This window comes from Chryseobacterium rhizoplanae (assembly GCF_900182655.1).
GTDB classification, from domain to species: Bacteria; Bacteroidota; Bacteroidia; order Flavobacteriales; family Weeksellaceae; genus Chryseobacterium; species Chryseobacterium rhizoplanae.
On record NZ_FXTC01000003.1, the window covers coordinates 179,539 to 202,320 of the forward strand.

General features: G+C 35.6%; 29 protein-coding genes and 2 tRNA genes. 17 read left to right on the top strand and 14 right to left on the bottom strand.

Going from position 1 to position 22,782, the window contains the following annotated elements:
• The first annotated feature begins 1 nt into the window (after nucleotide 1).
• The 6 genes from FN817_RS09435 (at nucleotide 2) to FN817_RS09460 (ending at nucleotide 3,005) form a co-directional block, all read left to right on the top strand.
• Nucleotides 2-76, top strand: a tRNA-Lys gene (locus tag FN817_RS09435).
• A 4-nt stretch (nucleotides 77-80) separates the two neighbouring features.
• A tRNA-Lys gene (locus FN817_RS09440) sits at nucleotides 81-153 on the top strand.
• A gap of 96 nt (nucleotides 154-249) precedes the next feature.
• On the top strand, nucleotides 250-633 hold the full coding sequence (locus FN817_RS09445; protein WP_047420775.1) for a tetratricopeptide repeat protein: 384 nt from the start codon (nucleotides 250-252) through the stop codon (nucleotides 631-633).
• A 27-nt stretch (nucleotides 634-660) separates the two neighbouring features.
• On the top strand, nucleotides 661-861 hold the full coding sequence (locus FN817_RS09450) for a YqaE/Pmp3 family membrane protein (protein ID WP_047386728.1): 201 nt from the start codon (nucleotides 661-663) through the stop codon (nucleotides 859-861).
• A gap of 195 nt (nucleotides 862-1,056) precedes the next feature.
• A complete protein-coding gene (locus tag FN817_RS09455) occupies nucleotides 1,057-1,788 on the top strand; it encodes a class I SAM-dependent methyltransferase (protein ID WP_142717709.1) in 732 nt (243 codons plus the stop codon).
• A gap of 107 nt (nucleotides 1,789-1,895) precedes the next feature.
• Nucleotides 1,896-3,005 carry a serine hydrolase domain-containing protein gene (locus FN817_RS09460; protein WP_185149906.1) on the top strand — a complete coding sequence of 370 codons (1,110 nt, stop codon included), beginning with the start codon at nucleotides 1,896-1,898 and terminating at the stop codon, nucleotides 3,003-3,005.
• A gap of 6 nt (nucleotides 3,006-3,011) precedes the next feature.
• Here the strand turns inward: FN817_RS09460 and FN817_RS09465 are convergent, their stop codons facing one another.
• A complete protein-coding gene (locus FN817_RS09465) occupies nucleotides 3,012-4,403 on the bottom strand; it encodes an MFS transporter (protein WP_228451512.1) in 1,392 nt (463 codons plus the stop codon).
• Between the two features lie 55 nt (nucleotides 4,404-4,458).
• On the bottom strand, nucleotides 4,459-5,022 hold the full coding sequence (locus tag FN817_RS09470) for a TetR/AcrR family transcriptional regulator (protein WP_142717711.1): 564 nt from the start codon (nucleotides 5,020-5,022) through the stop codon (nucleotides 4,459-4,461).
• 209 nt (nucleotides 5,023-5,231) lie between these two features.
• Here FN817_RS09470 and FN817_RS09475 point away from each other — a divergent pair, with 209 nt between their 5' ends.
• The gene (locus tag FN817_RS09475) at nucleotides 5,232-5,855 is read left to right on the top strand and encodes a hypothetical protein (protein WP_142717712.1); all 624 of its coding nucleotides are present in this window, start codon (nucleotides 5,232-5,234) and stop codon (nucleotides 5,853-5,855) included.
• A 265-nt stretch (nucleotides 5,856-6,120) separates the two neighbouring features.
• On the opposite strand, the gene FN817_RS09480 is transcribed toward FN817_RS09475, so the two are convergent.
• Together FN817_RS09480 and FN817_RS23465 are read right to left on the bottom strand one after the other, a co-directional pair.
• Nucleotides 6,121-6,480, bottom strand: coding sequence for a hypothetical protein (locus tag FN817_RS09480; protein ID WP_142717713.1), 360 nt, complete (start codon nucleotides 6,478-6,480; stop codon nucleotides 6,121-6,123).
• On the bottom strand, nucleotides 6,480-6,614 hold the full coding sequence (locus FN817_RS23465) for a hypothetical protein (protein ID WP_262712106.1): 135 nt from the start codon (nucleotides 6,612-6,614) through the stop codon (nucleotides 6,480-6,482). The genes FN817_RS09480 and FN817_RS23465 overlap by 1 nt, the downstream gene beginning before the upstream one ends.
• Before the next feature lie 99 nt (nucleotides 6,615-6,713).
• Between FN817_RS23465 and FN817_RS09485 the strand changes: the two genes are divergently transcribed.
• The 7 genes from FN817_RS09485 to FN817_RS09515 all read left to right on the top strand — a co-directional run bounded on the left by FN817_RS09485 (nucleotide 6,714) and on the right by FN817_RS09515 (nucleotide 12,172).
• Nucleotides 6,714-7,334, top strand: a complete 621-nt coding sequence (locus FN817_RS09485; protein WP_142717714.1) for a TetR/AcrR family transcriptional regulator — start codon at nucleotides 6,714-6,716, stop codon at nucleotides 7,332-7,334.
• On the top strand, nucleotides 7,312-7,806 hold the full coding sequence (locus FN817_RS09490) for a GNAT family N-acetyltransferase (protein WP_142717715.1): 495 nt from the start codon (nucleotides 7,312-7,314) through the stop codon (nucleotides 7,804-7,806). Before FN817_RS09485 ends, FN817_RS09490 begins: the two co-directional genes overlap by 23 nt.
• A gap of 10 nt (nucleotides 7,807-7,816) precedes the next feature.
• The gene (locus FN817_RS09495; RefSeq protein ID WP_142717716.1) at nucleotides 7,817-8,635 is read left to right on the top strand and encodes a helix-turn-helix domain-containing protein; all 819 of its coding nucleotides are present in this window, start codon (nucleotides 7,817-7,819) and stop codon (nucleotides 8,633-8,635) included.
• Between the two features lie 74 nt (nucleotides 8,636-8,709).
• Nucleotides 8,710-9,300 (top strand): NAD(P)H-dependent oxidoreductase, encoded by a 591-nt coding sequence (locus FN817_RS09500; RefSeq protein ID WP_142717717.1) that lies wholly within the window; start codon nucleotides 8,710-8,712, stop codon nucleotides 9,298-9,300.
• Nucleotides 9,301-9,773: 473 nt separating this feature from the next.
• Complete coding sequence (gene tyrS, locus FN817_RS09505) at nucleotides 9,774-10,973, top strand: tyrosine--tRNA ligase (protein WP_142717718.1); 1,200 nt, start codon at nucleotides 9,774-9,776, stop codon at nucleotides 10,971-10,973.
• A 214-nt stretch (nucleotides 10,974-11,187) separates the two neighbouring features.
• Nucleotides 11,188-11,709 carry a 3'-5' exoribonuclease domain-containing protein gene (locus tag FN817_RS09510; protein WP_142717719.1) on the top strand — a complete coding sequence of 174 codons (522 nt, stop codon included), beginning with the start codon at nucleotides 11,188-11,190 and terminating at the stop codon, nucleotides 11,707-11,709.
• A gap of 22 nt (nucleotides 11,710-11,731) precedes the next feature.
• Nucleotides 11,732-12,172, top strand: a complete 441-nt coding sequence (locus tag FN817_RS09515) for a GNAT family N-acetyltransferase (protein ID WP_142717720.1) — start codon at nucleotides 11,732-11,734, stop codon at nucleotides 12,170-12,172.
• A gap of 51 nt (nucleotides 12,173-12,223) precedes the next feature.
• Here FN817_RS09515 and FN817_RS09520 read toward each other — a convergent pair whose 3' ends face one another.
• The 4 genes from FN817_RS09520 to panD all read right to left on the bottom strand — a co-directional run bounded on the left by FN817_RS09520 (nucleotide 12,224) and on the right by panD (nucleotide 14,530).
• Nucleotides 12,224-12,376: a TerD family protein gene (locus FN817_RS09520; protein WP_228451513.1), complete on the bottom strand. Its 153-nt coding sequence runs from the start codon at nucleotides 12,374-12,376 to the stop codon at nucleotides 12,224-12,226.
• A gap of 27 nt (nucleotides 12,377-12,403) precedes the next feature.
• Nucleotides 12,404-12,979, bottom strand: a complete 576-nt coding sequence (locus FN817_RS09525) for a TerD family protein (protein WP_142717721.1) — start codon at nucleotides 12,977-12,979, stop codon at nucleotides 12,404-12,406.
• A gap of 168 nt (nucleotides 12,980-13,147) precedes the next feature.
• Entirely contained in the window at nucleotides 13,148-14,176 is a 1,029-nt protein-coding gene (locus FN817_RS09530; protein WP_142717722.1) for a lysylphosphatidylglycerol synthase transmembrane domain-containing protein, read from the bottom strand.
• Nucleotides 14,177-14,179: 3 nt separating this feature from the next.
• Nucleotides 14,180-14,530: an aspartate 1-decarboxylase gene (gene panD, locus FN817_RS09535; protein ID WP_047386679.1), complete on the bottom strand. Its 351-nt coding sequence runs from the start codon at nucleotides 14,528-14,530 to the stop codon at nucleotides 14,180-14,182.
• Between the two features lie 399 nt (nucleotides 14,531-14,929).
• Between panD and FN817_RS09540 the strand changes: the two genes are divergently transcribed.
• Nucleotides 14,930-15,220 (top strand): HU family DNA-binding protein, encoded by a 291-nt coding sequence (locus FN817_RS09540; protein ID WP_002976900.1) that lies wholly within the window; start codon nucleotides 14,930-14,932, stop codon nucleotides 15,218-15,220.
• A 616-nt stretch (nucleotides 15,221-15,836) separates the two neighbouring features.
• Here the strand turns inward: FN817_RS09540 and pdxH are convergent.
• Nucleotides 15,837-16,478: a pyridoxamine 5'-phosphate oxidase gene (gene pdxH / locus FN817_RS09545; protein WP_047420683.1), complete on the bottom strand. Its 642-nt coding sequence runs from the start codon at nucleotides 16,476-16,478 to the stop codon at nucleotides 15,837-15,839.
• 24 nt (nucleotides 16,479-16,502) lie between these two features.
• On the opposite strand from pdxH, the gene FN817_RS09550 reads away from it, so the two are divergent.
• A complete protein-coding gene (locus tag FN817_RS09550; RefSeq protein ID WP_142717723.1) occupies nucleotides 16,503-17,051 on the top strand; it encodes a YqgE/AlgH family protein in 549 nt (182 codons plus the stop codon).
• Between the two features lie 102 nt (nucleotides 17,052-17,153).
• Nucleotides 17,154-17,735: an N-acetylmuramoyl-L-alanine amidase family protein gene (locus tag FN817_RS09555; RefSeq protein WP_142717724.1), complete on the top strand. Its 582-nt coding sequence runs from the start codon at nucleotides 17,154-17,156 to the stop codon at nucleotides 17,733-17,735.
• A gap of 84 nt (nucleotides 17,736-17,819) precedes the next feature.
• Here FN817_RS09555 and FN817_RS09560 read toward each other — a convergent pair whose 3' ends face one another.
• The 5 genes from FN817_RS09560 to FN817_RS09580 form a co-directional block, all read right to left on the bottom strand.
• The gene (locus FN817_RS09560; RefSeq protein WP_142717725.1) at nucleotides 17,820-18,635 is read right to left on the bottom strand and encodes an aminotransferase class IV; all 816 of its coding nucleotides are present in this window, start codon (nucleotides 18,633-18,635) and stop codon (nucleotides 17,820-17,822) included.
• Between the two features lie 78 nt (nucleotides 18,636-18,713).
• A complete protein-coding gene (locus FN817_RS09565) occupies nucleotides 18,714-19,100 on the bottom strand; it encodes an START-like domain-containing protein (RefSeq protein WP_034696870.1) in 387 nt (128 codons plus the stop codon).
• 188 nt (nucleotides 19,101-19,288) lie between these two features.
• On the bottom strand, nucleotides 19,289-20,464 hold the full coding sequence (locus FN817_RS09570; RefSeq protein WP_142717895.1) for an aspartate aminotransferase family protein: 1,176 nt from the start codon (nucleotides 20,462-20,464) through the stop codon (nucleotides 19,289-19,291).
• 95 nt (nucleotides 20,465-20,559) lie between these two features.
• Nucleotides 20,560-22,299: an OstA-like protein gene (locus FN817_RS09575; RefSeq protein WP_142717726.1), complete on the bottom strand. Its 1,740-nt coding sequence runs from the start codon at nucleotides 22,297-22,299 to the stop codon at nucleotides 20,560-20,562.
• 3 nt (nucleotides 22,300-22,302) lie between these two features.
• Nucleotides 22,303-22,776 carry a Fur family transcriptional regulator gene (locus tag FN817_RS09580; RefSeq protein ID WP_027374694.1) on the bottom strand — a complete coding sequence of 158 codons (474 nt, stop codon included), beginning with the start codon at nucleotides 22,774-22,776 and terminating at the stop codon, nucleotides 22,303-22,305.
• Between the last annotated feature and the right edge of the window lie 6 nt (nucleotides 22,777-22,782).

Here is a 22,782-nt window from a genome sequence, read left to right on the forward strand (position 1 = left end):
AGGATAGATTAGCTCAGTGGCAGAGCACCCGGCTCTTCACCCGGGTTGACGTATGTTCGAGCCCTGCATCTATCCTGATATCTGATATAGCTCAGTGGCAGAGCACCCGGCTCTTGGACCGGGAGGACACAGGTTCGAGCCCTGTTATCAGACCTGATAATACAATAATGAACAGGAAATACTGATCTTTCTGTTCTAAGAAGCTAAATTTGTATAGCATAAGAAATATCCATTCTGTAATTTTAAATAATGAGTACGATACCTCAAAGATTAGAAAACGTAAAAAAACTTCAGGCCAAAAGATGGGAAAATGAAGATCACTGGGACACTTTGAATGATCTATTAATCAAAGAACTGGATGAAATTTTATTGATTGAGCCTGAAAACACTTCTGCTTTGGTTAATATTGGTGCTGTGTATTCCGATATGGGAGAAAACGAAAAGGCGCTGGAGTATTTAAAAATGGCTTTAAACTTAGGTTCTAAAGACAAAAATCTGTTTGTAAACCTGGCTATTGTTCTTGTTTATATGGAAAAGCACCAGGAAGAATATTTAGAATATCTTGAAGAAGCTGAAGATAAAACTGAAGATCCGCTTACTTTTAAAGCTTATTTTGATCCTCAATCCCGTTAAAATTCTATACAATTAAAATTTAAAATCATGTTACTGGCCATATTACTTCCCTTTCTATCCTTTATTGTCCGCGGAAAAGTTCTCACCGGAATAATCTGCCTTATTTTACAGATCACTCTGATCGGATGGCTTCCTGCCGCCATATGGGCTGTTCTTTCTTTAAATAATGAAAGAGCGGATAAGCGCAATGACAAACTGATTAAAGCAATGCGAAAAAATCAAAAGTAACTATCAATTCCCAACACGGGCAATACTTTAATAATCCATAACAGCATTGAGGTTCTGATATAATTGTCGTAAATTTACATAGACCATTCTCACCGGAGAAAACTACCGGAATGATAAAATTCCTTTGACTGAAAGATTTTCAAAGTCTGAAACGTATTAGTTTAACATCAAAAGAACCGCTAATTTCTTTATGCTATGAAAGAAAATAAATATGACAATCCGTCATTTTTTGACCAGTACGAAAAAATGCTCCGCTCACAGATAGGATTGGAAGGTGCCGGAGAATGGCATACTTTGAAAAATATGCTGCCTGATTTTCAGGGAAAACATATTCTTGACCTCGGCTGTGGTTTTGGATGGCACTGCCGTTATGCCATGGAAAATGGTGCAGAATCCGTGATCGGAATTGATCTTTCGGAAAGAATGCTGGCAAAAGCTCAGGAAATCAATAATCTGGAAGGAATTCAATATGAAAGGAAAGCTTTGGAAGATGTTGATTATCCTGCTGAAAAATTTGATATCATATTGAGTTCGCTCACATTACATTATGTAGAATCATTCGATACTATAGTTCAGCATATTTACAAATGGCTTAGTCCCGGAGGATTTTTTGTCTTTTCAGTGGAACACCCTGTTTTCACAGCTGAAGGCGGTCAGGATTGGGTATATGATAAAAACGGCGAAAAAACCTGTTGGCCCATAGACCGTTATTTTATGGAAGGAAAAAGAAACACTACTTTTTTAGGAGAAAATGTGATCAAATACCACCGTACTTTAACTTCTTATTTAAATACTTTATTGAAACACGGCTTCAAAATCAAAGAAATTGTTGAACCGGAACCAGATCAGGAGATGCTGAAAGAAATCCCGGAGATGAAAGAAGAACTCCGCAGACCAATGATGCTGTTAATCTCTGTTGAAAAATAGTTTCTTATAACAACTCATTCTATTTTTTTAGAAAAAAACACAAATCACTATATTGCATAACATAGTAATAATAATTTATCATATCTTTGTATAGCAAATTACAGAATATGATTATTAAAAAACTAGTTTCCTTTTTGATATTGCTCCTGTTTTTCAGCAATACAATGGATGCTCAGATCCATACAAAAGGATATGAAAAGAAAATTGACAGTATTATTCAGACAGAATTCGGGAATGAAAATGAACCCGGCGGCGTTTTTCTGATTACTCAAAAGGGAAAGAATCTCTACCGGAAAGCATTTGGAAAAGCCAATCTTGAACTCAACGTTAATATGACCCCGGAAAATGTTTTCCAGATCGGATCAATGACCAAACAGTTTACCGCAGTAGCTATTCTGATGCTGGAACAACAAGGCAAACTTAGTGTCAACGACCCCATTTCCAAATACATTAAAGATTATCCTAACGGAGATAAAATTACCATTCATCATCTTCTGACACACACCTCAGGCATTAAGGATTTTACCAAAATGAAATCCATTTCTTCTATTGCACAAAAAGAGATGAAGCCTGAAGAGATGGTTAATTTTTTCAAGAATGAACCTGTAGATTTTGCTCCTGGAGAAAAGTTTGATTACAACAATTCCGGGTATGTAGTTTTAGGTTATATTATTGAACTGGTTTCCGGAAATTCTTATGAAGATTTTATTAAGAAAAATATTTTTGATACAACAGGAATGACCCATTCTTATTACGCTTCGGATAGAAAAGTGATCCTTCAAAGAGCTTATGGTTATCACAAAAAAGAACAGGGATTTGTCAATAAAACGGTCATCAGTTTCAGTGTTCCATTTTCTTCCGGTTCACTGATGTCTACTGTAGATGATATGCTGAAATGGCAGCAGGCTTTACTTCAGAATACCTTACTGAATTCAACAGAAACCCAAAAAGCATTTCAGAAATATAAATTGAACAGTGGTGAAGAATTTACCTATGGATACGGATGGCATCTGAAAGACATTAATGGAACTCCAGACCGGGAACATGGTGGAAGTGTATTTGGATTTAAAAGCATGGGTGTTTATATCCCCAGTGAGGATATCTATGTGATAGGATTCAGCAACTGTGACTGCCACTCTCCTACTGAAGTTACCAGAAATATTGCAAAAGCGACATTAAGTGAAGTCAAAACTTCTTCTAAAAAAACATACAAATAATCCTGATTATTTTTTACGCCTTATTTCAGGAAGAACATGATTAGGAACTTTAAAAACTGAAGCTATAACAAAAACCAGGCAGAGAATATTGATCAATATGGCTACTGAAAATGCATTGTGATAATGCTTTACCAAAGGTTTCGTTCCCAGAAAATAGTAAAAAACACTTCCTACAGCGACAATTCCAATGATGGCGGCCACCTGCTGAAAGGTATTATAAACCCCGGATGCATTTCCTATCAGCTTTTCAGACATCCCCGACAGGGCAATATTGGCCAGCGAAGGAATGATTGAGCCTACTCCCAAGCCATGCAGAAACAACAACAGGCAGAAAATGGGAAAACCAATCTGTATTCTGAATAAAAACAGCTGAAGAATAAGAATAACAATAATAAAGCTGAGCCCTGCAATCAGGGCTTTTTTTCCATATCTCAAAATCAGTTTTACAGAAACTGCGGACGCGAGTATAAATCCCAGTCCCTGAAAGACTATAATTTCTCCGGCTGCTAGAGGACTGATCTTTAATCCATCCTGAAAAAAAAGCGACAGAATATAAAAGTAGGAATCCAGCATAATAAAGAAGAAGGAAACAGCCACAATTCCCAGATTAAAATTCTTATAACGGAAGAGATCAAAATCAATCAGATAAGAACGTTTATTTTGTACTCTCCTCTTCTGATTTTTGATAAAACTGAAAATAATTCCGGCTGAGATGACCATCAATCCAGCATTTTTGAAATGAAAACCTTCATGTTCAGACATCGTAAGGGCATAAGTAGCACAGAACAATCCTGCAGAAAGCATTACAACACCACCCATATCAAAAGACTGCTTTACTGAAGTTTTAGATTCATTCAATAATTTCAGGCTCAGAAAAACTGCGGGCAGGCATATAGGAATATTCATCAGAAAAATAAGTCTCCAGGGTTCTTCCATGATTGTAAGAGATGAAAAATATCCGCCGAGAAACTGACCTAAAATAGTTCCTATTCCAATCGTGATCCCATACCAACCCATAGCTTTTGTACGCTCATGATGAACAGTAAATAAAATCTGAATCATCGAAAGAACCTGCGGAGCCATCATTGCAGCACTTATCCCTTGTATAAATCTCGAAATAACAAGTTGCTCAGCTCCTGCAGAAATTCCGCAAGCTATAGAACTTACCATAAAAGATATTAATCCGATGAAATAGATCTTTTTTCTTCCGTAGAGATCGCCCAACCTGCCTCCGGTAATCAGAAAAGAAGCAAATCCGATAAGATAAGCCGCAATCATAAACTGCATTTCGCCGTTGGAAGCATCAAGATTACGCTGTATGGAAGGTATAGACACATTAATGATAAAAATATCCATAATTGTCAACAGCTGACCAAAAAGTATAACTAATAATTTCAAATACTTATGTTTCATTTTTATATAGATATATCTATTTTTTAATATTCAAAAAAAATTAGGGTAATAAGCCCTGAACAATTTTTTTAACCTGATCAAAAGAATCATTTTGTTTGCTGATGGTGGAGGTTACAACCGCTCCTTCTATTAACAGGAAAATATTTTCTGTTACGAAATCAATATCAGAAAGCTTTCCTTGTGCACCGTATTCTGTTACAAGTGTTTTAATCAGATCTTTCTGTTTTTCTTTATGCTGTCTGGCAAAACCGGAGACAGAAGGATTTCCTTCTCCTATTTCAGAAACTATTTTTATGAAATGACATCCTGCAAACTTAGAGGTTTGCTGCAGTTTTTTCCTGTAGTCAATGAGTGCCAGAAGTTTTTCTCTGGGTTCTGAAATGTTGGATGTGCTGTTTTCGTATCCCTCAAACCAGTTCACTTCTTCTTTGACCAGATAGGCTTGAAGAAGATCGTTTTTAGATGAAAAGTGGTTGTACAGTGAACCTATGGCAATATCAGCTTCTGCAATAATCTGGTTGATTCCTGTAGAATTGTATCCTTGCTTATAAAATAAATCTGAAGCAACCCTGACAATCCTCTCGCGTACTTTTTCTTTTTTCATCGTGAAAATTTTTACAAATCTAAACAAAAAAAATAGATAAGTCTATCTATTTTTAAAAACAAATAAAAACTTTTGAAAACTCAGCATGTAAACTTTTTGAACTAACAAAATAGTTATACCATTCGCTACATATTATTTTTTTAAATAAGATTGAAGCATATTTTGTATCTTTCAATAACCATTTTTAAAAGATTATCTGGTAAATACCTATGGCGGAAGAACTTTATTTCATCAAAACCAACCCTATTATTGCCAAAATTAATTTGTACAATAAGCTTGACCGTGAAGAAGAAAATATTTTACAATTCCTGCCATCTGATGCAAAAGACACACTTGAAAATATCAAAAACAAGGTAAAGGATTCTGTTGAAGAACTTACTCAGGAGGAGCTTCTCCTTATTTTTCAATGGTTTAGTAAAGTATATTCTTCAGATCATGAGGAAGCTAAAACACAACTTTTCATCAATGGTATTGATCTTTTTTATGAAATACCTACAACCGTTCATGCCGAAAACTTTCTTCAGATTCTTTCAGATTATGAAAAGCTCCTGAAACAGGACATGAATTATATTGTGGATTCCAAAAACTTCAATCAATTCCTGATCTACGGAATATTTCTCACAGAAATTATCAATAGAGACCAGCATCAGGATAATATACTTTGTGAGTATCTGAAACCGGACCATCAATCTTTATATCTTCTGGCAGAAAACCAATGTAGCTCAAAAGAATTTGACGGAAAAATCATTCCCGAACTTCAACATCATTTTGCTGATCTGTATGATCTGACCAAGTTTTACAAAGGTCCTATTATTAAACTGGAACAGGAATAAAAACCTTTCATTCGCTTTTAGCTGTTCTGATATCCCTTTCATTGTTATCGGGATGAAATTTCTTTATCCTTATTCAAAGGGATAAGTTTAAAAAATATTCTTCCGCTCATGTAACATTCCGGATTCAATAATTGTCTTGTATATATAATCGAAAAAACGCTGCTGATAAAAAAGTACAACTGAGATTAACAAGAATGATTGAATCAGGATAAAAACTATACCACAGCCAGCAGTCTCTTTTACGATGTAGATTTGTTGGCTTTTTTTATTTATTTACAGCCAAATTCTTTACTGCAACAAAATAATACACCATTCCTCCGGCAAAATATGCAAGTACATCAAAAATATCTCCGATAAATTGGGCAGATAGTTTCGGGCAAAGCATTTCAAACAAAAAAGACAGATAGAGCACTGAGGTGAATATAAATTTCAAATCAGGTTTCCATGAACAGCCCAAGATTGAATTCATTATATATCCGATCAGATAACAATACATAGGAACAGTAATACCGTCCGCAAAATAATCATTGATAACGGGAATATAAATTCCGTTCTGTCTCAGCAAAACAATCGTTCCCCAGGCTGCCAGTCCCAGCAGAAACCAATATGAAATTCTTTTTTTCATTACATGTGGAGCACTGCCATTATTATCCCAAGAACAACCTGCAGTATTTTGGATATAACTTCCTGAGGATCGGTTTTGCTTTCATCCTCGTTTTTGCCTGCTGATTCGTAATCAAATTTTGGTTTACCTTCCACTGCCTTATGATTTTATTTTGCAAATATACCAAATTAGAACAATTGTTCTAATTTTTAAAATATGATTTATATCCGTTCTTATATTCTTATCTTTGAGCTATGAAGACCAAGGATAAAATTCTGTCTAAAGCACTGGAGTTATTTAATGAAAAGGGATATAACAATATCACTACAAGGCATATTGCGGCTGAACTCAACATCAGTGCGGGCAACCTGCATTATCATTTCAGGCACTCGGAAGACATTATTAAAATTCTATTCTCAGAGCTTACCCAGAAAATGGATGAGCTTCTGAACCAAATGAAAAAACTGGATAATAAAAGTCTGCAAGATCTTTATCAGTTTACCTATTCTACCTGTGAGATCTTTTATTTTTACCGTTTTATATTTATTAATTTTATAGATATACTCAACCGGATTCCTGAAATAGAATCCAGGTATGAAGGGATCAATTTCAGCAGAAAAGAGGAATTTCAGCTCATCTTTTCAGACCTTCAAAAGAGTAATATTTTCCAGAAAGATGTTCCCCATTTTATTGTGGATTGTCTTACTGAACAGATATTCATCATTGCAGATAACTGGCTTACTCACAACAGGCTTATCTTAAAGCTCAGTCCCCAAGAAGCAATACAGCATTATACGCTTCTGCAGATGAATCTTTTCTATCCACTTCTTAATAAAGAACAGCAAAAACTTTATGAACAGCAATACATCCAATAACCAGAGTATTATTATAAGAAAAGGGCTCAGGAAAGATCTTCCGGAAATGCTGGAGCTTTTTACATCCACTATAGATGAGGTATGCAAAAAAGACTACAATCCCCAACAACTTGAAGCATGGAAATCCGGTGCAGAAAACGAGGAAAGATGGATGAATGTGATCAGCAGCCAACATGTTTTAATTGCTGAAAATAGAAATCAGATCACAGGATTCTGTACTCTTGATAAGGGAAACTATATTGACCTTCTTTTTGTACACAAAGCTTATCAGCATAAAGGGATAGCAGCGCTGCTTTACCATGAAATTGAAAAAGAAGCTCTGAAGCATGATACGAAACAAATTACAGCAGATGTAAGCAAAACCGCCAGACCCTTTTTTGAAAAGATGAGTTTTCATGTGATTGAAGAGCAGACTGTTCGTGTAAAAGGAATTGCCCTTACTAATTATAAAATGGCAAAAAACTTTTCTTAATTTCTTAATTATGGAATTAACACCGGAATATAATGAGTTTAGGATTTCAGTTCCTCAGGAATTTGAAAATGTATTTACTCATTTTTATTTTGCTGAAAATACTTCTGATCGATCTGTTACCAAAACTCTTTTGCCCACGTATCAGACAATTCTGTTATTCTGTTTTGGAGAAAGTGCTACAATGTCTACCCGCGAAAAGACAACCGTTGGTGTTGATAAATGTATGGTATTGGGTCCGGTGAGACAATCTTTTGAATATACGCTTCCGGCAGGCTGTTCTATTCTGGTAGCCAATTTTAAAGATGATGCTTTCTTCAGATTTTTTGGAAAAGTACCCATTGAACAATCGGTAAGACATCCTGACGAACTGCTGGAGGAAAATTGTTTTACAGATTTGTGGCAACAGTTGAAAAAATTAGCTTCAACCCAAGAGCAGGTAAATCACATCCTTGAATTCTGCAAACCTTATCTTCAACATCAGGATATTACCAGTAAACTTTTGAGCAGTTTTGAAAATGATCTTTTGAATCCGGTCAAAGCAATTGCAGAGCAGACTCAGCAGACAGAAAGAAATATTCAGCGAAAGCAGAAAGAGCAATTCGGGTATTCCTTAAAAGAGCTTAACCGCTATAACCGTTTTTTAAAAGCTGTAAAAATCATTGAAAAAGAAACCGGAAAGCAGAATAAAGTGAAATGGTTTACCATCATTGATGAATGTGGTTATTATGATCAAAGCCAGCTTATTCATGATTTCAAACATTTTATGAACATTTCGCCAGCTCAGTATTTAAAATTTCAGCAGGAGATCTGCAATCCAAAGTCTAAATAGCCGTTTCGTTTTCTTACAATTTTTGAAAAGTACATCCGGCTACTTTTGTCTCAATAATCTTAACAAGAAAAACAATGAGACATTTAATAATTTACGCCCATCCGAATGAGAACAGTTTAAATCATCAACTTTTAAACACCGTTATTGAAACGCTTGAATCCCGAAATCAGGAAATTGTAGTGAGAGATCTGTATGCAACAGGTTTTGATCCTGTACTTTCTTTGGCTGATATGCAGGGACAGCGCATGGGAAAAGTAGCTGATGATATACAAGTTGAACAGGATTATATTTCCTGGGCAGAACAGATTACTTTTATTTATCCTATCTGGTGGACAGGTCTTCCTGCAATGATGAAAGGTTATATAGACCGGGTCTTTAGTTACGGATTTGCCTACCGTTATGATCAGGGTATACAAAAAGGACTTCTGACGGGTAAAAAAGCCGTCATTATCAATACCCACGGAAAATCTCATGAAGAATATGAACAAACCGGAATGGATAAAGCCCTTACATTAACCTCAGATAATGGAATTTTTATCTATTCCGGACTGGAAATTATCCAACATTTATTTTTTGATAAGGCAGATAAAGCGACATCCGAAGATATTGAAATCTGGGAAGATCAAATTAAAACCTTGTATTCTGAATATGTCTTTAATTATTAATAACAATTTATGAAAACAAACACTGACAAACAAACCGCCAATCCTTTATTAATCAACACTTATAAACTGACAAAGAAAATAATAAAATACAGTTTTTACATCTTTATTCTGTATTTTGCTTTTAAGGGATTTATGGCATGAAATTGGCTTCAAACACCGCAAATAAAATTGTTTTGAACCATTATTTTAAACCATTAAGATTCGTAATTGGTTAAGTTTTTTAAACTAATCTTGTTATAACCTTTACAAAATATCTTAATGGTTTAAATATTGGATCCGCAGAAATTCTGTACCTTTACAACATCATGAAACATTTAAACAGTATACTACGTCTTCCATTCTTCAGTGAATATTACGTTCCGAGCTATCGTTCGGGAAGACTTTCTATATCTGTAATTCAATAAAATAATCTAACGTATATATAAAGCCCGGACAGTACCTGTCCGGGCTTTTCATTTTTAAAACTATTCAACATGATTCACTTACTACAAGAAAATGTGGCTATCATCCTACCTGAAAACGGTTTGGAAGAAAAACTTATACAAGCCGAAAAGGAAAACAGAAAACTATCCATCAAACTGGGATTTGACCCTACTGCGCCGGATCTGCATCTGGGACATGCGGTTGTACTGAAAAAACTGAAACAATTTCAGGATCTGGGACATCAGATCATTATCGTGGTAGGAAGTTTTACGGCGAGAATTGGTGATCCTACAGGGAAAAATAAAGCCCGAAAACCTTTAAGTGCTGAAGATGTACAGCATAATGCCCAGACTTATATCAACCAGCTTTCCAAAGTAATTGATGTTCAGAAGACAAAGATTGTTTTCAATTCTGACTGGCTGGATGCGCTTGACTTTTCAGAGGTTATCCAATTGCTATCAAAAGTTACTGTTGCTCAACTGATGCACCGCAATGATTTTAATAAAAGATTTACAGAAAATACCCCTATTGCCTTGCATGAACTTGTGTACCCCATTCTTCAGGGTTTTGATTCTGTAAAAATTGAGTGTGACATCGAAATGGGTGGCACAGATCAGCTTTTCAACTGTACAATGGGAAGACAGCTTCAGGAGGTATACGGAATGCCTGCACAAATCGTCATGTGTATGCCACTGCTCAAGGGTCTTGACGGAAAGGAAAAAATGAGTAAGTCACTGAACAATATTATCGGGCTGACAGACGAACCTAATGAAATGTTTGGAAAAACGATGTCTATTCCGGATGCATTGATAGAGGAATTCATCAACCTGACTACAGATTTTCCTGTAGAAGAAAAAAAGACTCTTGTTTCGAGAATAACGGAAGGCGAAAATCCTATGAATATAAAAAAACTCATTGCTAAAAATATCATCAGTCAATACCATGATGATGCTTCAGCAGAAAATGCAGAACAATTCTTTATCAATCAGTTTCAGAATAAAAATTTTGAGGAAAAAGTGTATGAACCTGTTTCTATAAATTCTTTGAAAAACAACCAAAATAAAGTATCTCTTGTGGAACTTTGCCATCAGCTTAAAAATAACCTCAGCAAATCAGCCGTCCGAAGGTTAATTGAAAATGGAGGCATTCAGGTCAATAATATCAAAATAACAGATGCTAATGAAGAAATGGAACTGATCCCGCAAACGAAGATAAAAATCGGGAGAAGAGGTTTTTTTGAGTTAATATGAGGCTGGAAGAGGGAAGTTGGAGGAGGGAAGTTTCTGGATGACGAGTAACATCTGAAGCTATTTGATTGAAATCTTTGAGATAACTTTTATTAAAAAGAGAAAAGTATATCTTAGCAACCAAAATAACTTCCAGCTTCCTTCTCCCAGTTTCCAGCCTTAAACATTACATTATCCAGCTTATTTCAATATCTTCGTTTTCTTAAAACTATTTCCAATGAGCTACGTCATGGTTGACATAGAATCGGATGGGCCGATTCCCGGTGATTTTTCAATGGTCTGTTTCGGGGCTGTACTCGTTACACAGGAACTGGACACTACTTTTTATGGAAAACTGAAGCCGATTTCTGATAGATTCAATCCTGATGCTTTAGCGGTTTCCGGTTTCAGCAGGGAAGAAACAATGAATTTTGATAATCCCGAGACTGTAATGCTTGCCTTTGAAGACTGGATTAAAACGAACTCCAAAGGAAGACCTATTTTCATCAGCGATAATAATGGTTTCGACTGGATGTTTATCTGCTGGTATTTCCATCATTTTCTCGGACGGAATCCTTTTGGCTTTTCTTCCAGAAGACTGTCTGATCTTTACTGCGGATTGGAAAAGGATACTTTTGCCCAATGGAAGCATGTGCGCAAAACGGAACATACCCACAATCCGGTAGATGATGCCCGGGGAAATGCAGAAGTCTTGCTGCATATGAAAGAGGAAATGGGACTGAAAATTGCATTAAAATAAAATCTAATTTTTATTTTTGAATATGAATCTTGACCTGCATTATAAACAAGCTGACGAAACAGATATTGATTTTCTTCTCAACCTCAGAATGAAAACAATGAACCCTCATTATGAAAATTCAGGACTATCTACTGACAGAGAAACAACTTTGCAAAGAGTTCTGTACCAGTTTGAAAAAGCCAATATTATTCTTTTAAACAATCAACCCGTAGGACTGCTAAAAGTAGACCGAACATTTACCAACATTGAAGTTCTGCAACTTCAGATTGATCCCAGCCAACAAGGTAAAGGGCTTGGAAAAAAGATTTTGTCTGATATCCTGGAGGAAGCTTCGTTAGCAGGAAAAACGGTATCATTAAGTGTCTTAAAAACCAATAAGGCACAGCATCTTTACACAAGTCTTGGTTTTAGAATTGTGGGTGAAGATCAGTATTCTTATTTCATGGAAACTGAAAAGCAGTGAATTGAAAATCATGTAAGTTTTGGCTAAAGCCGTTGGACTTTTTTCATTTGATTAAACGGGCTCCCTTCGACTAAGCTCAGGATTATAGCCCGTTCTTATATCCCATCCTAAGCCAATGGTTACTTTTGAAAGATCATAAACGCTTTCTCCGCGGTCATTCTTTTTTAAATCTATCGTTTGTCCTTTCTGTAAATTAATTGCCATAGTTATAGTTTTGTGTATTTGATGATTTTATTTGATAATTTGCCCTTTGTAGTATTTCTCTAAAAAGAAGCCAAGATCTGCCCTGTATCCTATCCCTGAAGCTTCAAATTTCCAGCTTCCGTTTCTTTTGTACAGCCTTCCGAACTCTACACCGGTTTCAATGGAGAAATCTTCATCCAGTTCATATTTTGCAATTTCCTGGTTTGAATGATTATCAACAACCCTGATATAAGAGTTTCTTACCTGTCCGAAATTCTGTCTTCTTCTTTCAAAATCTTCTATAGTGACTACGAAAAGAATTTCTTCTACTCTTGAATCTACTTTATCAAGATCTATTACAATAGCTTCATCATCGTCACCATCACTGTTTTTACCACTAGGATCATCTCCTGTATGGATAAGGGCTCCGTCCGGAGAATTCAGGTTATTGTAAAAAACAAAGTATTCTTCGCTTACTAATTTTCTGTCAGAATCAATCATGATTGCAGAAGCATCAAGGTCAAAATCATAGCCGGTTCCTTCGTTGGGATCCCAGCCTAATCCGATCGTCATTTTCGTCAATCCTATCTCGATCTTTTGCCCTTTCTGTAGATTAATTGCCATTATATTATGATTATTTTTCGCATTAAGATAGAAGTGATTTATGACCTGGCCAAATTTATTTAGGAAAAATCATTTCTAGAACTCAATCAAAGCTGTTTAAGTCACGCATCATCATAAAAAAAGGTCCAATTAAAAAATTGAACCTTGTATTGTATAAAGAGTATTAAATTAATTTTCAAAATCCTTATCTGAAACAGCAGCATTTCTTGCTTTGGCCAGCATAGGAATGGAAATCAATCCCATCACCAGCATGATCACAATCTGCAGCGGTAAAGAAATAAAGGAATAGGTCAATCCCATTTCCCCACCGAAATCAGCACTTTTTCCTACGGATATAAAAAGTGCCATAAAACCATACTTCATCGCAAGGTTATAAGCCCCAATACCTCCACTGGCAGGAATAATCATTCCCAATGTTCCTACTACGATAATAAAGAAACCGTCTGCGAAGGTAAATGCAGAGGTTTCCGGAAGTGCAAAGCAAACCAGATAAGCCGCTAAATAATAACAAATCCAGATTCCTAATGTATAAAGAATGAATTTTCCCTTTTCTTTTAATTTAAAAATTGAAGTGATCCCCTGAAAAATCCCATCAATAAAGTTGACAATTTTTCCTAAAAAGGGAATTCCTGAAAGTTTCTTCTTGAATACGAAAAATAAAACAGTTCCTGCAATCAGAATTGAAAGGATCAATACAATCTTATTAGGATTCATACTGATTCCTGAATTTTTATAGAACGACAGAATTGCATCATATTTAAACAATAAAGTCAATCCTAAAAAACCGAGCATACATATCAGGTCTACCACTCTTTCCAAAATGATCGTTCCAAAAGATTTGTCCACAGGTACTTTTTCTACCCCATACAAAGCCGTAGCTCTTGCCACTTCACCACTCCTCGGAATGGTAAGGTTCATCAGATATCCAAATGATATAGACCAAAGAGAATTGGAGTTAGAAATTTTGTATCCCATGGGTTCCAGCATCAGGTTCCAGCGAATGGCCCTAAACCAATACGCAAGAAGACCAAATACAGATGCAAACAGTACCCAAAGATAATTCGCTTTTGCCAGAGACTTCTGAATGACTTTAAAATCGAGGCCTCTTAAGGCAAGCCATAAAAAAAAGCTTGCAAAAGCAAGCGATATTACTATTGTTACTATTGATTTTACCGGACTTTTTGATGTTTTCTCCATGTACTAGGTAAGAAGATTTGTTTTTTCATCCGGGAAAACGATCTTTGGCTGGAAGTCTTTAGCCTCTTCCGGGGTCATCTGCGCATAAGCAATAACAATGATAATATCATCTTTCTGTACTTTTCTTGCTGCGGGCCCGTTCAGACATACTTCTCCGGATTTTCTTTTTCCTTTGATAACGTACGTGTCAAAACGTTCTCCGTTGTTCACATTCACAATATAGACCCTTTCTCCCACTACCAGACCGGCAGCTTCAATAAGATCTTCATCTATTGTTATACTTCCTATATAATTAAGGTCAGAGGCAGTTACTCTCACCCTATGAATCTTAGACTTGAAAACTTCTATTAACATGTTGCAAATTTATTAATAAAAATTAATAAATCAGGTCTTTAGTATCATTTAAAAACTCCCACAAACACAGGCGTTTAATTTCACAGAACACAAGGATTCCGAAAATTACTTATAGATTTAATAATCATATGGTCAAAAAAATTAATTGTTTATACGAAATTTAGGATTTAATAAATACGAAAAATAATATTAACTTTTTGCTAAAGTCAATAAACATAAGCATTTGGCATGATTTTAGTAACCTGTAACGTAGATTTTCTGTAAAAAGTGGAATTATCATATTTGAACTGATTTCCCCGAAAAGCAAAAAAATTTTACAAGTTTTAATAAAAAAATTGCACAATTAGAAAATAGTATTATATTTGCTATAATTACGAACTAACTTTAATATTAAAAATTATGAACAAGTCTGAATTAATCGACGCAATCGCTAAAGATGCAGGTATCACTAAAGTTGCAGCAAAAGCTGCTTTAGAATCTTTCATTGGTAACGTAACTACTACATTAAAGAAAAAAGACGGAAAAGTGTCTTTAGTAGGTTTCGGTACTTTCTCAGTAGCTGAGAGAGCTGCTAGACAAGGGATTAACCCTGCAACTAAAAAACCGATCAAGATCGCTGCTAAAAAAGTTGCTAAATTTAAAGCTGGAGCTGATTTATCAAATGCAGTTTCAGGTGCTAAGAAAAAATAATCATTCAGATTAAAAAAATTCAAGGGCTGTTTCTTAGAAATAGCCTTTTTTTATTTTAAATAGTGGAAGAAATTAAACCATTAAGAAACTTTAAGCAATTAAGAATTATTAAGTTTTAGCTAAAGCCGTTATTATTATTATTATTATTATTATTATTATTATTATTATTATTATTATTATTATTATTATTGTAAATAAATAAGCGGGCTAAAACACGCTTCTATTGATGATTTATTTTACAAACCGGATCAAGATTATTAAGCAATAGGAGGCAATCATAATTAATTAACCAATTAATTATGTTTAGAGTTAAACATTCAATAGGAACGGGCTATAATCCTGAGCTTAGTCGAAGGGAGCCCGTTCAAAAACATCATCAGTTCTGATGGCTTCAGCCAAAACTTTAAAGGGCTTTAGGCAGTCTCATTTCCATTACTTTTCAAAATAAATAAGCTGTAGAATATTAAGTTTCGGCTAAAGCCTTTATCATTGTTATAAATAAATAAGCGGGCTAAAGCCCGCTTCTATTGATAGTACAAAGTTTTATATTTTCAGTATTCGTTTTATGATAAAACGATTATCTTTAATTTCTAGCTTCTAATATCTAATTCCCCATTTAAGGAGCCAGTCTTGAAATCTTCCAATCCAGATCTTCCAGCTGATAAATAATTCTGTCATGAAGACGGTTGGGCCTGCCCTGCCAGAATTCAATCTCATAAGGTCTTGCCAGATATCCGCCCCAATTAGAAGGTCTTGGAACTTCAGTATTTTCATATTCTTTTTCCAGTTCTTTTAATTTATCTTCCAAAAACTCTCTGTTTGGAATCACCTGGCTCTGTGGAGATACTACAGCTCCCAATTGGCTTCCTTTAGGCCTTGAATGGAAATAACCATCACTTAAGTTTTCCGCAAGTTTCTCAAGATCTGCTTTAATGATGATTTGTCTTTCAAGATTAGGCCAGAAGAAATGCAGGCATGCTTTATGATTGTTTTCTATTGCTTTTCCCTTTCGGCTGTTGTAGTTGGTATAAAAAATAAATCCTTCATGGGTATATGCTTTAAGAAGCACCATTCTTGTTCTCGGGCACCCATCTTCCTCTACTGTAGAAACAGCCATAGCATTGGATTCTGAGATCATTGGGCTCTCACTGGCCTCCAAAAACCAGTCTCTGAACTGCTCAATTGGATTTTGTTTTATCTCACTTTCAATAAGTTGGGATTTCTCGTACACTTTTCTTTTGTCGTGCAGGTTTTCCATAAATATTTTTTATTAAATTTGAGTATGAATCACTCATACAAAGGTAAAATATTAATCTCGACACCTGACATTTCCGGCGATATTTTTTCAAGATCGGTAGTGCTGGTTATTGAACATAATGAAAGTGGTGCATTTGGTTTGATACTGAATAAAAAGAACAGCCAGATGAGCACCAGGTTCAAAGATTTTTTTGACTTTAAAATTGAGGTGTATGACGGAGGTCCTGTGGAGAACGACAAAGTGTTTTTTATTGTAAAAGGTAAAAGGGTTACTGAGATCTATACAGACATCACAGATGAATATTATCTTACAGAAGATATTGAACGCATCATCAATGCTGTTTTGAGCAGCGAACTGGATATTGAGCACATCAAAATATTTTCAGGCTATTCAGGATGGTCTCCGGGCCAGCTTGACACTGAAGTTCAAAGAAAAATGTGGACGGTAGTAGATGTGTATAATCTGGATTATACGCTTCCAAACGATCAAACTCTCTGGAAATCTATTATGCAGAATCTTGGTGGTGAATTTCTTCTTTGGGCCAATTCTCCTGAAGACATTTCGCTGAATTAGTGTGTCATTTTCATGACAATCAGACAATTAACAAACTTTAAGATTCCTTTAACCAATTTTAAAGAAAGTTTTTCCGTTCTTTGAAAAACTAAAATCACTGATATGAAAGGTATTACATTACTTGCTTTATCAATATTTTCTACCGCATTTTTATCATTTACCCCAGTTAACAAAAAATACATTGTCATAGATGCCGGTCATGGCGGAAATGATTTTGGGGCTACACATGGTGAAATTCGTGAAAAAAATATATCGTTAAGTATTGCTAAGGAAATCCAGAAGATCAATGAAAGCCAGGATAAATATGAAATTATTCTGACAAGGGATTCTGACACGTATCCTTCTCTTTCTGAAAGGACAGCTCAGATCAATAAACTTAATCCTGAAATGGCCATTTCACTCCATGTCAACACTTCTGCTGAACAAGAGAGGTCTGATAACGGTTTTGAGGTGTATGTTCAGAATTCTGATGTTTCAAAGGAGCTTGCCGGAAAAATTTATAAGAAATTCAATGCCCGTAAAATATCAGAGAGCAATCTTCACATTTTAAGAGAAACTAAAGCACCTGCCGTATTGGTAGAACTTGGGTTCATCAATAATTCTGAAAACAGGAATTATATAACAAGTGAAAAAGGGCAGAAAGAAATCGCACAGAAATTTGTTGAAATCATCAACGAATACTAAATAAATAAACAATTTCTGATTTAATCAGAATAAAACCCGGTAAAGGACTTCTGGAACTTTGTTGTTTACCGGGTTTGTCAATTTTTATTGATTAAAACTTTTCTTCCAGCTTTCTACTAATTCTGAGAAACGGGAGTTTTCAAAAGTCTTATTTCTAATCTTACCTACAGAAAATATACCTTTCTCTTCAGAAATCATTAAAATTTCTTCAGCTTTCTGAGATTCAAATGCGATAATTTCGTGTTCCTGAATATCAGCAAGGTTATTTTTATGTAAAAAAGTCACAAAGTTTTCCATCAAAGGAGAAATGTAAGCTCCTTCAGTCTGCTTTGGCACTTTAATAACGTCACCTTCTAAAAAAAGAAGATTTCCGGCAGTAGTACGTGCTATCCTTTTGTTGGGATTAAGAAGAATAACGTCATCAAGGTCGTTTTCCTGGGCATAGATCGCTCCGTAGATATTTTCCGGGCAGTGAACTCTGATATTGCTCAGAAGGTTGTTATTAACGTTAATTTCCTTAATCAGATCCAATTCTAAAGGTCTTTGATGAACTGCCAGCACATCCGCCATTTCTGAAACTTCGTAGAAATAGGAAACAGAAGATTTCGCCAATGTTACGCCGTCATTATTCCTGAACACCTGGAAATTGATAATTCCGTTCTTTACTCCTTTACCTTCAATAATTTCTTTTTGAAAAAGAGTCTGGAAAAACTCCAGGGTGTAAGTTAAAGGAATATTCATTCTCATCTTTCTCATGGAAGCCATCAGGAAAAAATAGCATTCTTCGTCCATGATCAATCCACCATTTCTTACAAAGAAAGAAACTTTCACTGAGTCGCCCCAAAGGAAGGCTCTGTTCTTTACATTTAACTCGTCTGATGTAAAATATTGATTTTCCAATTTTTGATGTGATTTATTTACAAAAAAATAATGAACGATAAATCGTTCATCAGTTTTATCATTTAATATAGCCCGGTATTATGCCGCACCTAATTTTATTCTCAGGTTTTCAATAAGATTTTCCCAATACATTGCATTTTCCTCTTCATCACCTTCTTCACAAAAGTCTGTAATATTTAAAGCCAGATCTTCTGTAATATCATCAATTGTGATAGTCATTTCAAAGAAATTTTTTGTTCCTTCATCTTCTTCCCATCTGAAACGCACGAAACCTTCAGGCTTATATCTGATCAAAGTGGCCTTCTCAGCAGGTCCTCCACCCCAGCTAAAAAAGAAATCATCGCCTTTCTCTGTTACCTCATCCGCAAACCATTCAGACAATCCTTCTGCAGTCGCCAGATATTCGTATAAAATCTCTGATAAACAGTGCATTGGAAATTCGTAATGGACTTTATGTTTCGCCATATAATCTTTGTTTTATCGTCCCGCAATATATAAATTAATTTTTTTATTACGCAAAAAAACAATTACTTTTTTAAAGAATCAGTATGATATTTATCACGGGATTTAAATCCTTATTCTATTAATTTTTAATGGCTAAAACTGTCATGTAAAGCATAAAAAAATCTCTCCGGGAAGGAGAGATTTTATCTTTAATTTTCGTTCAGGATATCAAGGATAATCTGACATCCTTCTCTGATTTCATCTTTAGATAATGTAAGCGGCGGAGAAATTCTCAGGTATTCATTTCTGTACAGCTGCCAGAAAACAACAAGTCCTTTTTCCATACATTTTTTCGCCACTTCCAACGTATATTCCGGTGTTCCGAGATTCACGGCAAGCATTAGACCTTTGCCATTGATATTTTTAATTTTAGGATGAACTAAAAGTTCTCTGAACAGTTGTTCTTTTTCTTCCACCTCATCCATCAGCCCGCTGTCCAGCACTTCTTTTAAAGTAGCGTAACTTGCGGCTGCAATCAACGGGTTTCCTCCAAAAGTAGTAATATGACCAAGCTTTGGTGAGTGTGATAAGCTTTCCATGATTTCTCTGGAACTCATAAAAGCTCCTACAGGAACTCCTCCTCCCATTCCTTTACCCATTACCAGGATATCCGGAACAATTCCAAAGTGCTCAAAAGAAAATAACTTTCCTGTTCTTCCAAATCCGGGTTGGATTTCATCTAAAATCAAAAGAGCACCTACTTCTTCACATCTTCTCTTCAGTTTGATCAGATAGTCTTGATCAGGAACCAGAAACCCTGCTGCTCCCTGAATGGTCTCAAGAATGACACACGCTGTTTTCTCAGTGATTTTATCGAAATCTTTTTCATTATTAAATTCAATGAAAGAAACCATCGGTAATAAGGGACGGAATTCTCTTTTATGCGTTTCATTTCCTGAAACACTCAAAGCCCCATGGGTATTTCCGTGATAAGAGTCTTTAAAGGAAACAATTTCTTCTCTCCCTGTATATCGTTTTGCCAGTTTCAGGCTTCCGTCAATAGCTTCGGCACCACTGTTTACAAGATAGGTAACTTCTAAAGGCTCCGGGGTAGCTTCTGCAAGCAGCTTGCATAGGGCAACAGGCTTTTCCTGGGCATATTCGCCATACACCATTACGTGAAGGTATTTATCTGCCTGTTCTTTAATTGCATTTACGATCTTAGGATGTGAATGCCCCAGCGTATTGGCAGAAACTCCTGCTACAAAGTCAAGATATCTTTTTCCGTCTGTACCGTAAATATAGCTTCCTTCTGCTTTTTCAACTTCAAAACCTGCCGCAAATTTTGTGGTTTGAGCCTGATATATAAAAAAATCTTTATGCATTTCCATTGTCTCCAAAATTTCAGCAAAGCTATAAAAGATTCACTAAAGGTTAAAATTAATCCACAAAAAAGACCAGCGAGTACTGGTCTTTTGTATTATTTTCTGGTTCTTTTCGGCTTTTTAGCTTCTTCCTTAGCTTTTTCGTCATCAATTGCTTTCTGTGCTTTATCGAAGAGTTCACTATCAGCTGTATATTGTATTTCCTCGTTGTTCGGGCTGTCTACAAGGATATCCTGCCATTTCCGGATCCGGTCTTTCGTATTCCAGTTAAAATCAGGGAACTTTCTTCGTGCAGGTTCTATTTTACTCATGGGATAGGTATCAGAATTTGCTCCAATACTGCATGAAATAATCTGTAAGGCTCTTTCTTCAAACAATGCACCGATAATTCCGCAGGTAGAAAGGGTAATTCCTATTCTTTCCGGTTTTTTTGTTTCCTGATCGGTATCATCTACATAGACAATAGACTGGGCATTTCCAACGACTCTGGCTTCTTTAATATCATTTTTCTCATAGTAAACCGTCATGAATTTTCCTTTCACCTGATTGAATTCATCTTTTAGATTGAGTGAATCAACTTTACTGATGGCAAAGGCATTTCCGATTACTTTTAATGAGTCTATATCTTCTGTTTTGGTATTAAAGTAAGCTTCCACTTTATCACCGGTCACCTGTTTTTCACCGCTCCACAGAATCGGGCTTGTATACATATGCATGATCCCATCCGTTTCATTAAAGGCTATGGAATCTGCTCTTCCCTGTGCATTGGATTTATAAATACGGGCTTTTTTAAAGGCTCTGAGATAGCTTTTCTTCACTTTAATGTCCAATGAATCCGGTCTTTGATAAGAGATAATTTTTTCTGCTGCAAAATAAATGGAATCTTTTTCCATCACTTTTACGGCATAAGGGTTTTTCGTCATCATTGCAGAGTCTTTTTTCTCAAAAATCTCTCCATACCCTCCTTTTATATATCTTCTTTCTTTTGGATCGTCAAGGGTTACATTTCCTGTTGCTTTACCAAATCCGGAAATCTGATTGTAATACATATCATCACCGGTAAGGATTTTCTCATTATAAAATATCCTTGAGTTTTTGGTTAGGTAAGCCTCCTTGGAATCCATTTTATAGGTTCCTCTTTCAGTATAGATTCTGTTTCTTGGATTAGTTTTGCTGGTAATGGTTGTAGGACCATTAAAATCTGCTATTTTAGTATTCTGATTCTGCTTGATGTTGGGACCATCTATAATATACTGAGGTGTTTCGATCTTTACATTTCCGGTAAGGTCAACAACTCTTGTATTGAGAAAGTAAGTTCCCACTTTGGCATAGGTTACATTCTGACCATCAGAGATCGTTCCTCCTGTATTAAAATAAGCCTGATTAGCCAGTCTGTCATAATACAGAATATCTGTTTTTATTGTTTGTTTAGGGTCGGTTAAGACCACATTTTTTCTGGCAACACCTTTTTGGGTATTGGCATCATATTCCATTTCTCCTGCTGTAATTACTGAGCCATCTGTATTTTGAAGCCTTGTATTGCCTATTGCTTTTACAAAGTTTTCTTCATTATACAGGACAACTTCATCTGCGGTAAGAATGGAGCCCTGATGTTCAATCTGAACATGCCCGGTAAAATATTGGTTTCCGTCGTATTTTTCAGGGTCTTTCTTGATTTCGTCCGCATGGATGATCTTTACTTTATCTTCGGGTCTCACCTGTTTGGGCTGAGCCGGTGAAGGAGCCTGCAAATAAGGATCTCTCTTCACAGGAGTTTTATCCTGCGCAAAGTTGAGCGTAGAAATAAAGATTAGCAGAAAAAGGATTATTCTCATTAATTAGTCATTCTTAGTGCCATAGAAATATAGCGAATGAGAATCAATTTTTACGCCAAATGCTTCTTCAATGGCTTCTTTGATTCCTTGGATTCTTGGGTCGCAGAATTCAATAATTTCTTCAATCTCTTTATCAGAGTCTTTTTTGTAGATCACCAGGTGGTCATGCTGTTTGTCAAAATAAGACTTCTCATAAGATGAAGAGGTCAATGTCTTTTCTCCGAACTGATGCTTACGGATCAAACCTGCATCAAGGAAAATCTCAATAGTGTTGTAAATCGTCGCTTTGGAAACATGATATTTCTTCTGCATCATCAGAAGATACAGATCATCAACGTTGAAGTGATGATCCATATTATAAATCTCTTCTAATATCGTATATCTTTCAGGTGTGTTTCTGAACCCTTTTTCTAATAAGTAGTTTCTTAAAACATCCTTGATCAATGCTATATTTTTTTCTTTTTGTACTGTATCCATTAAAAA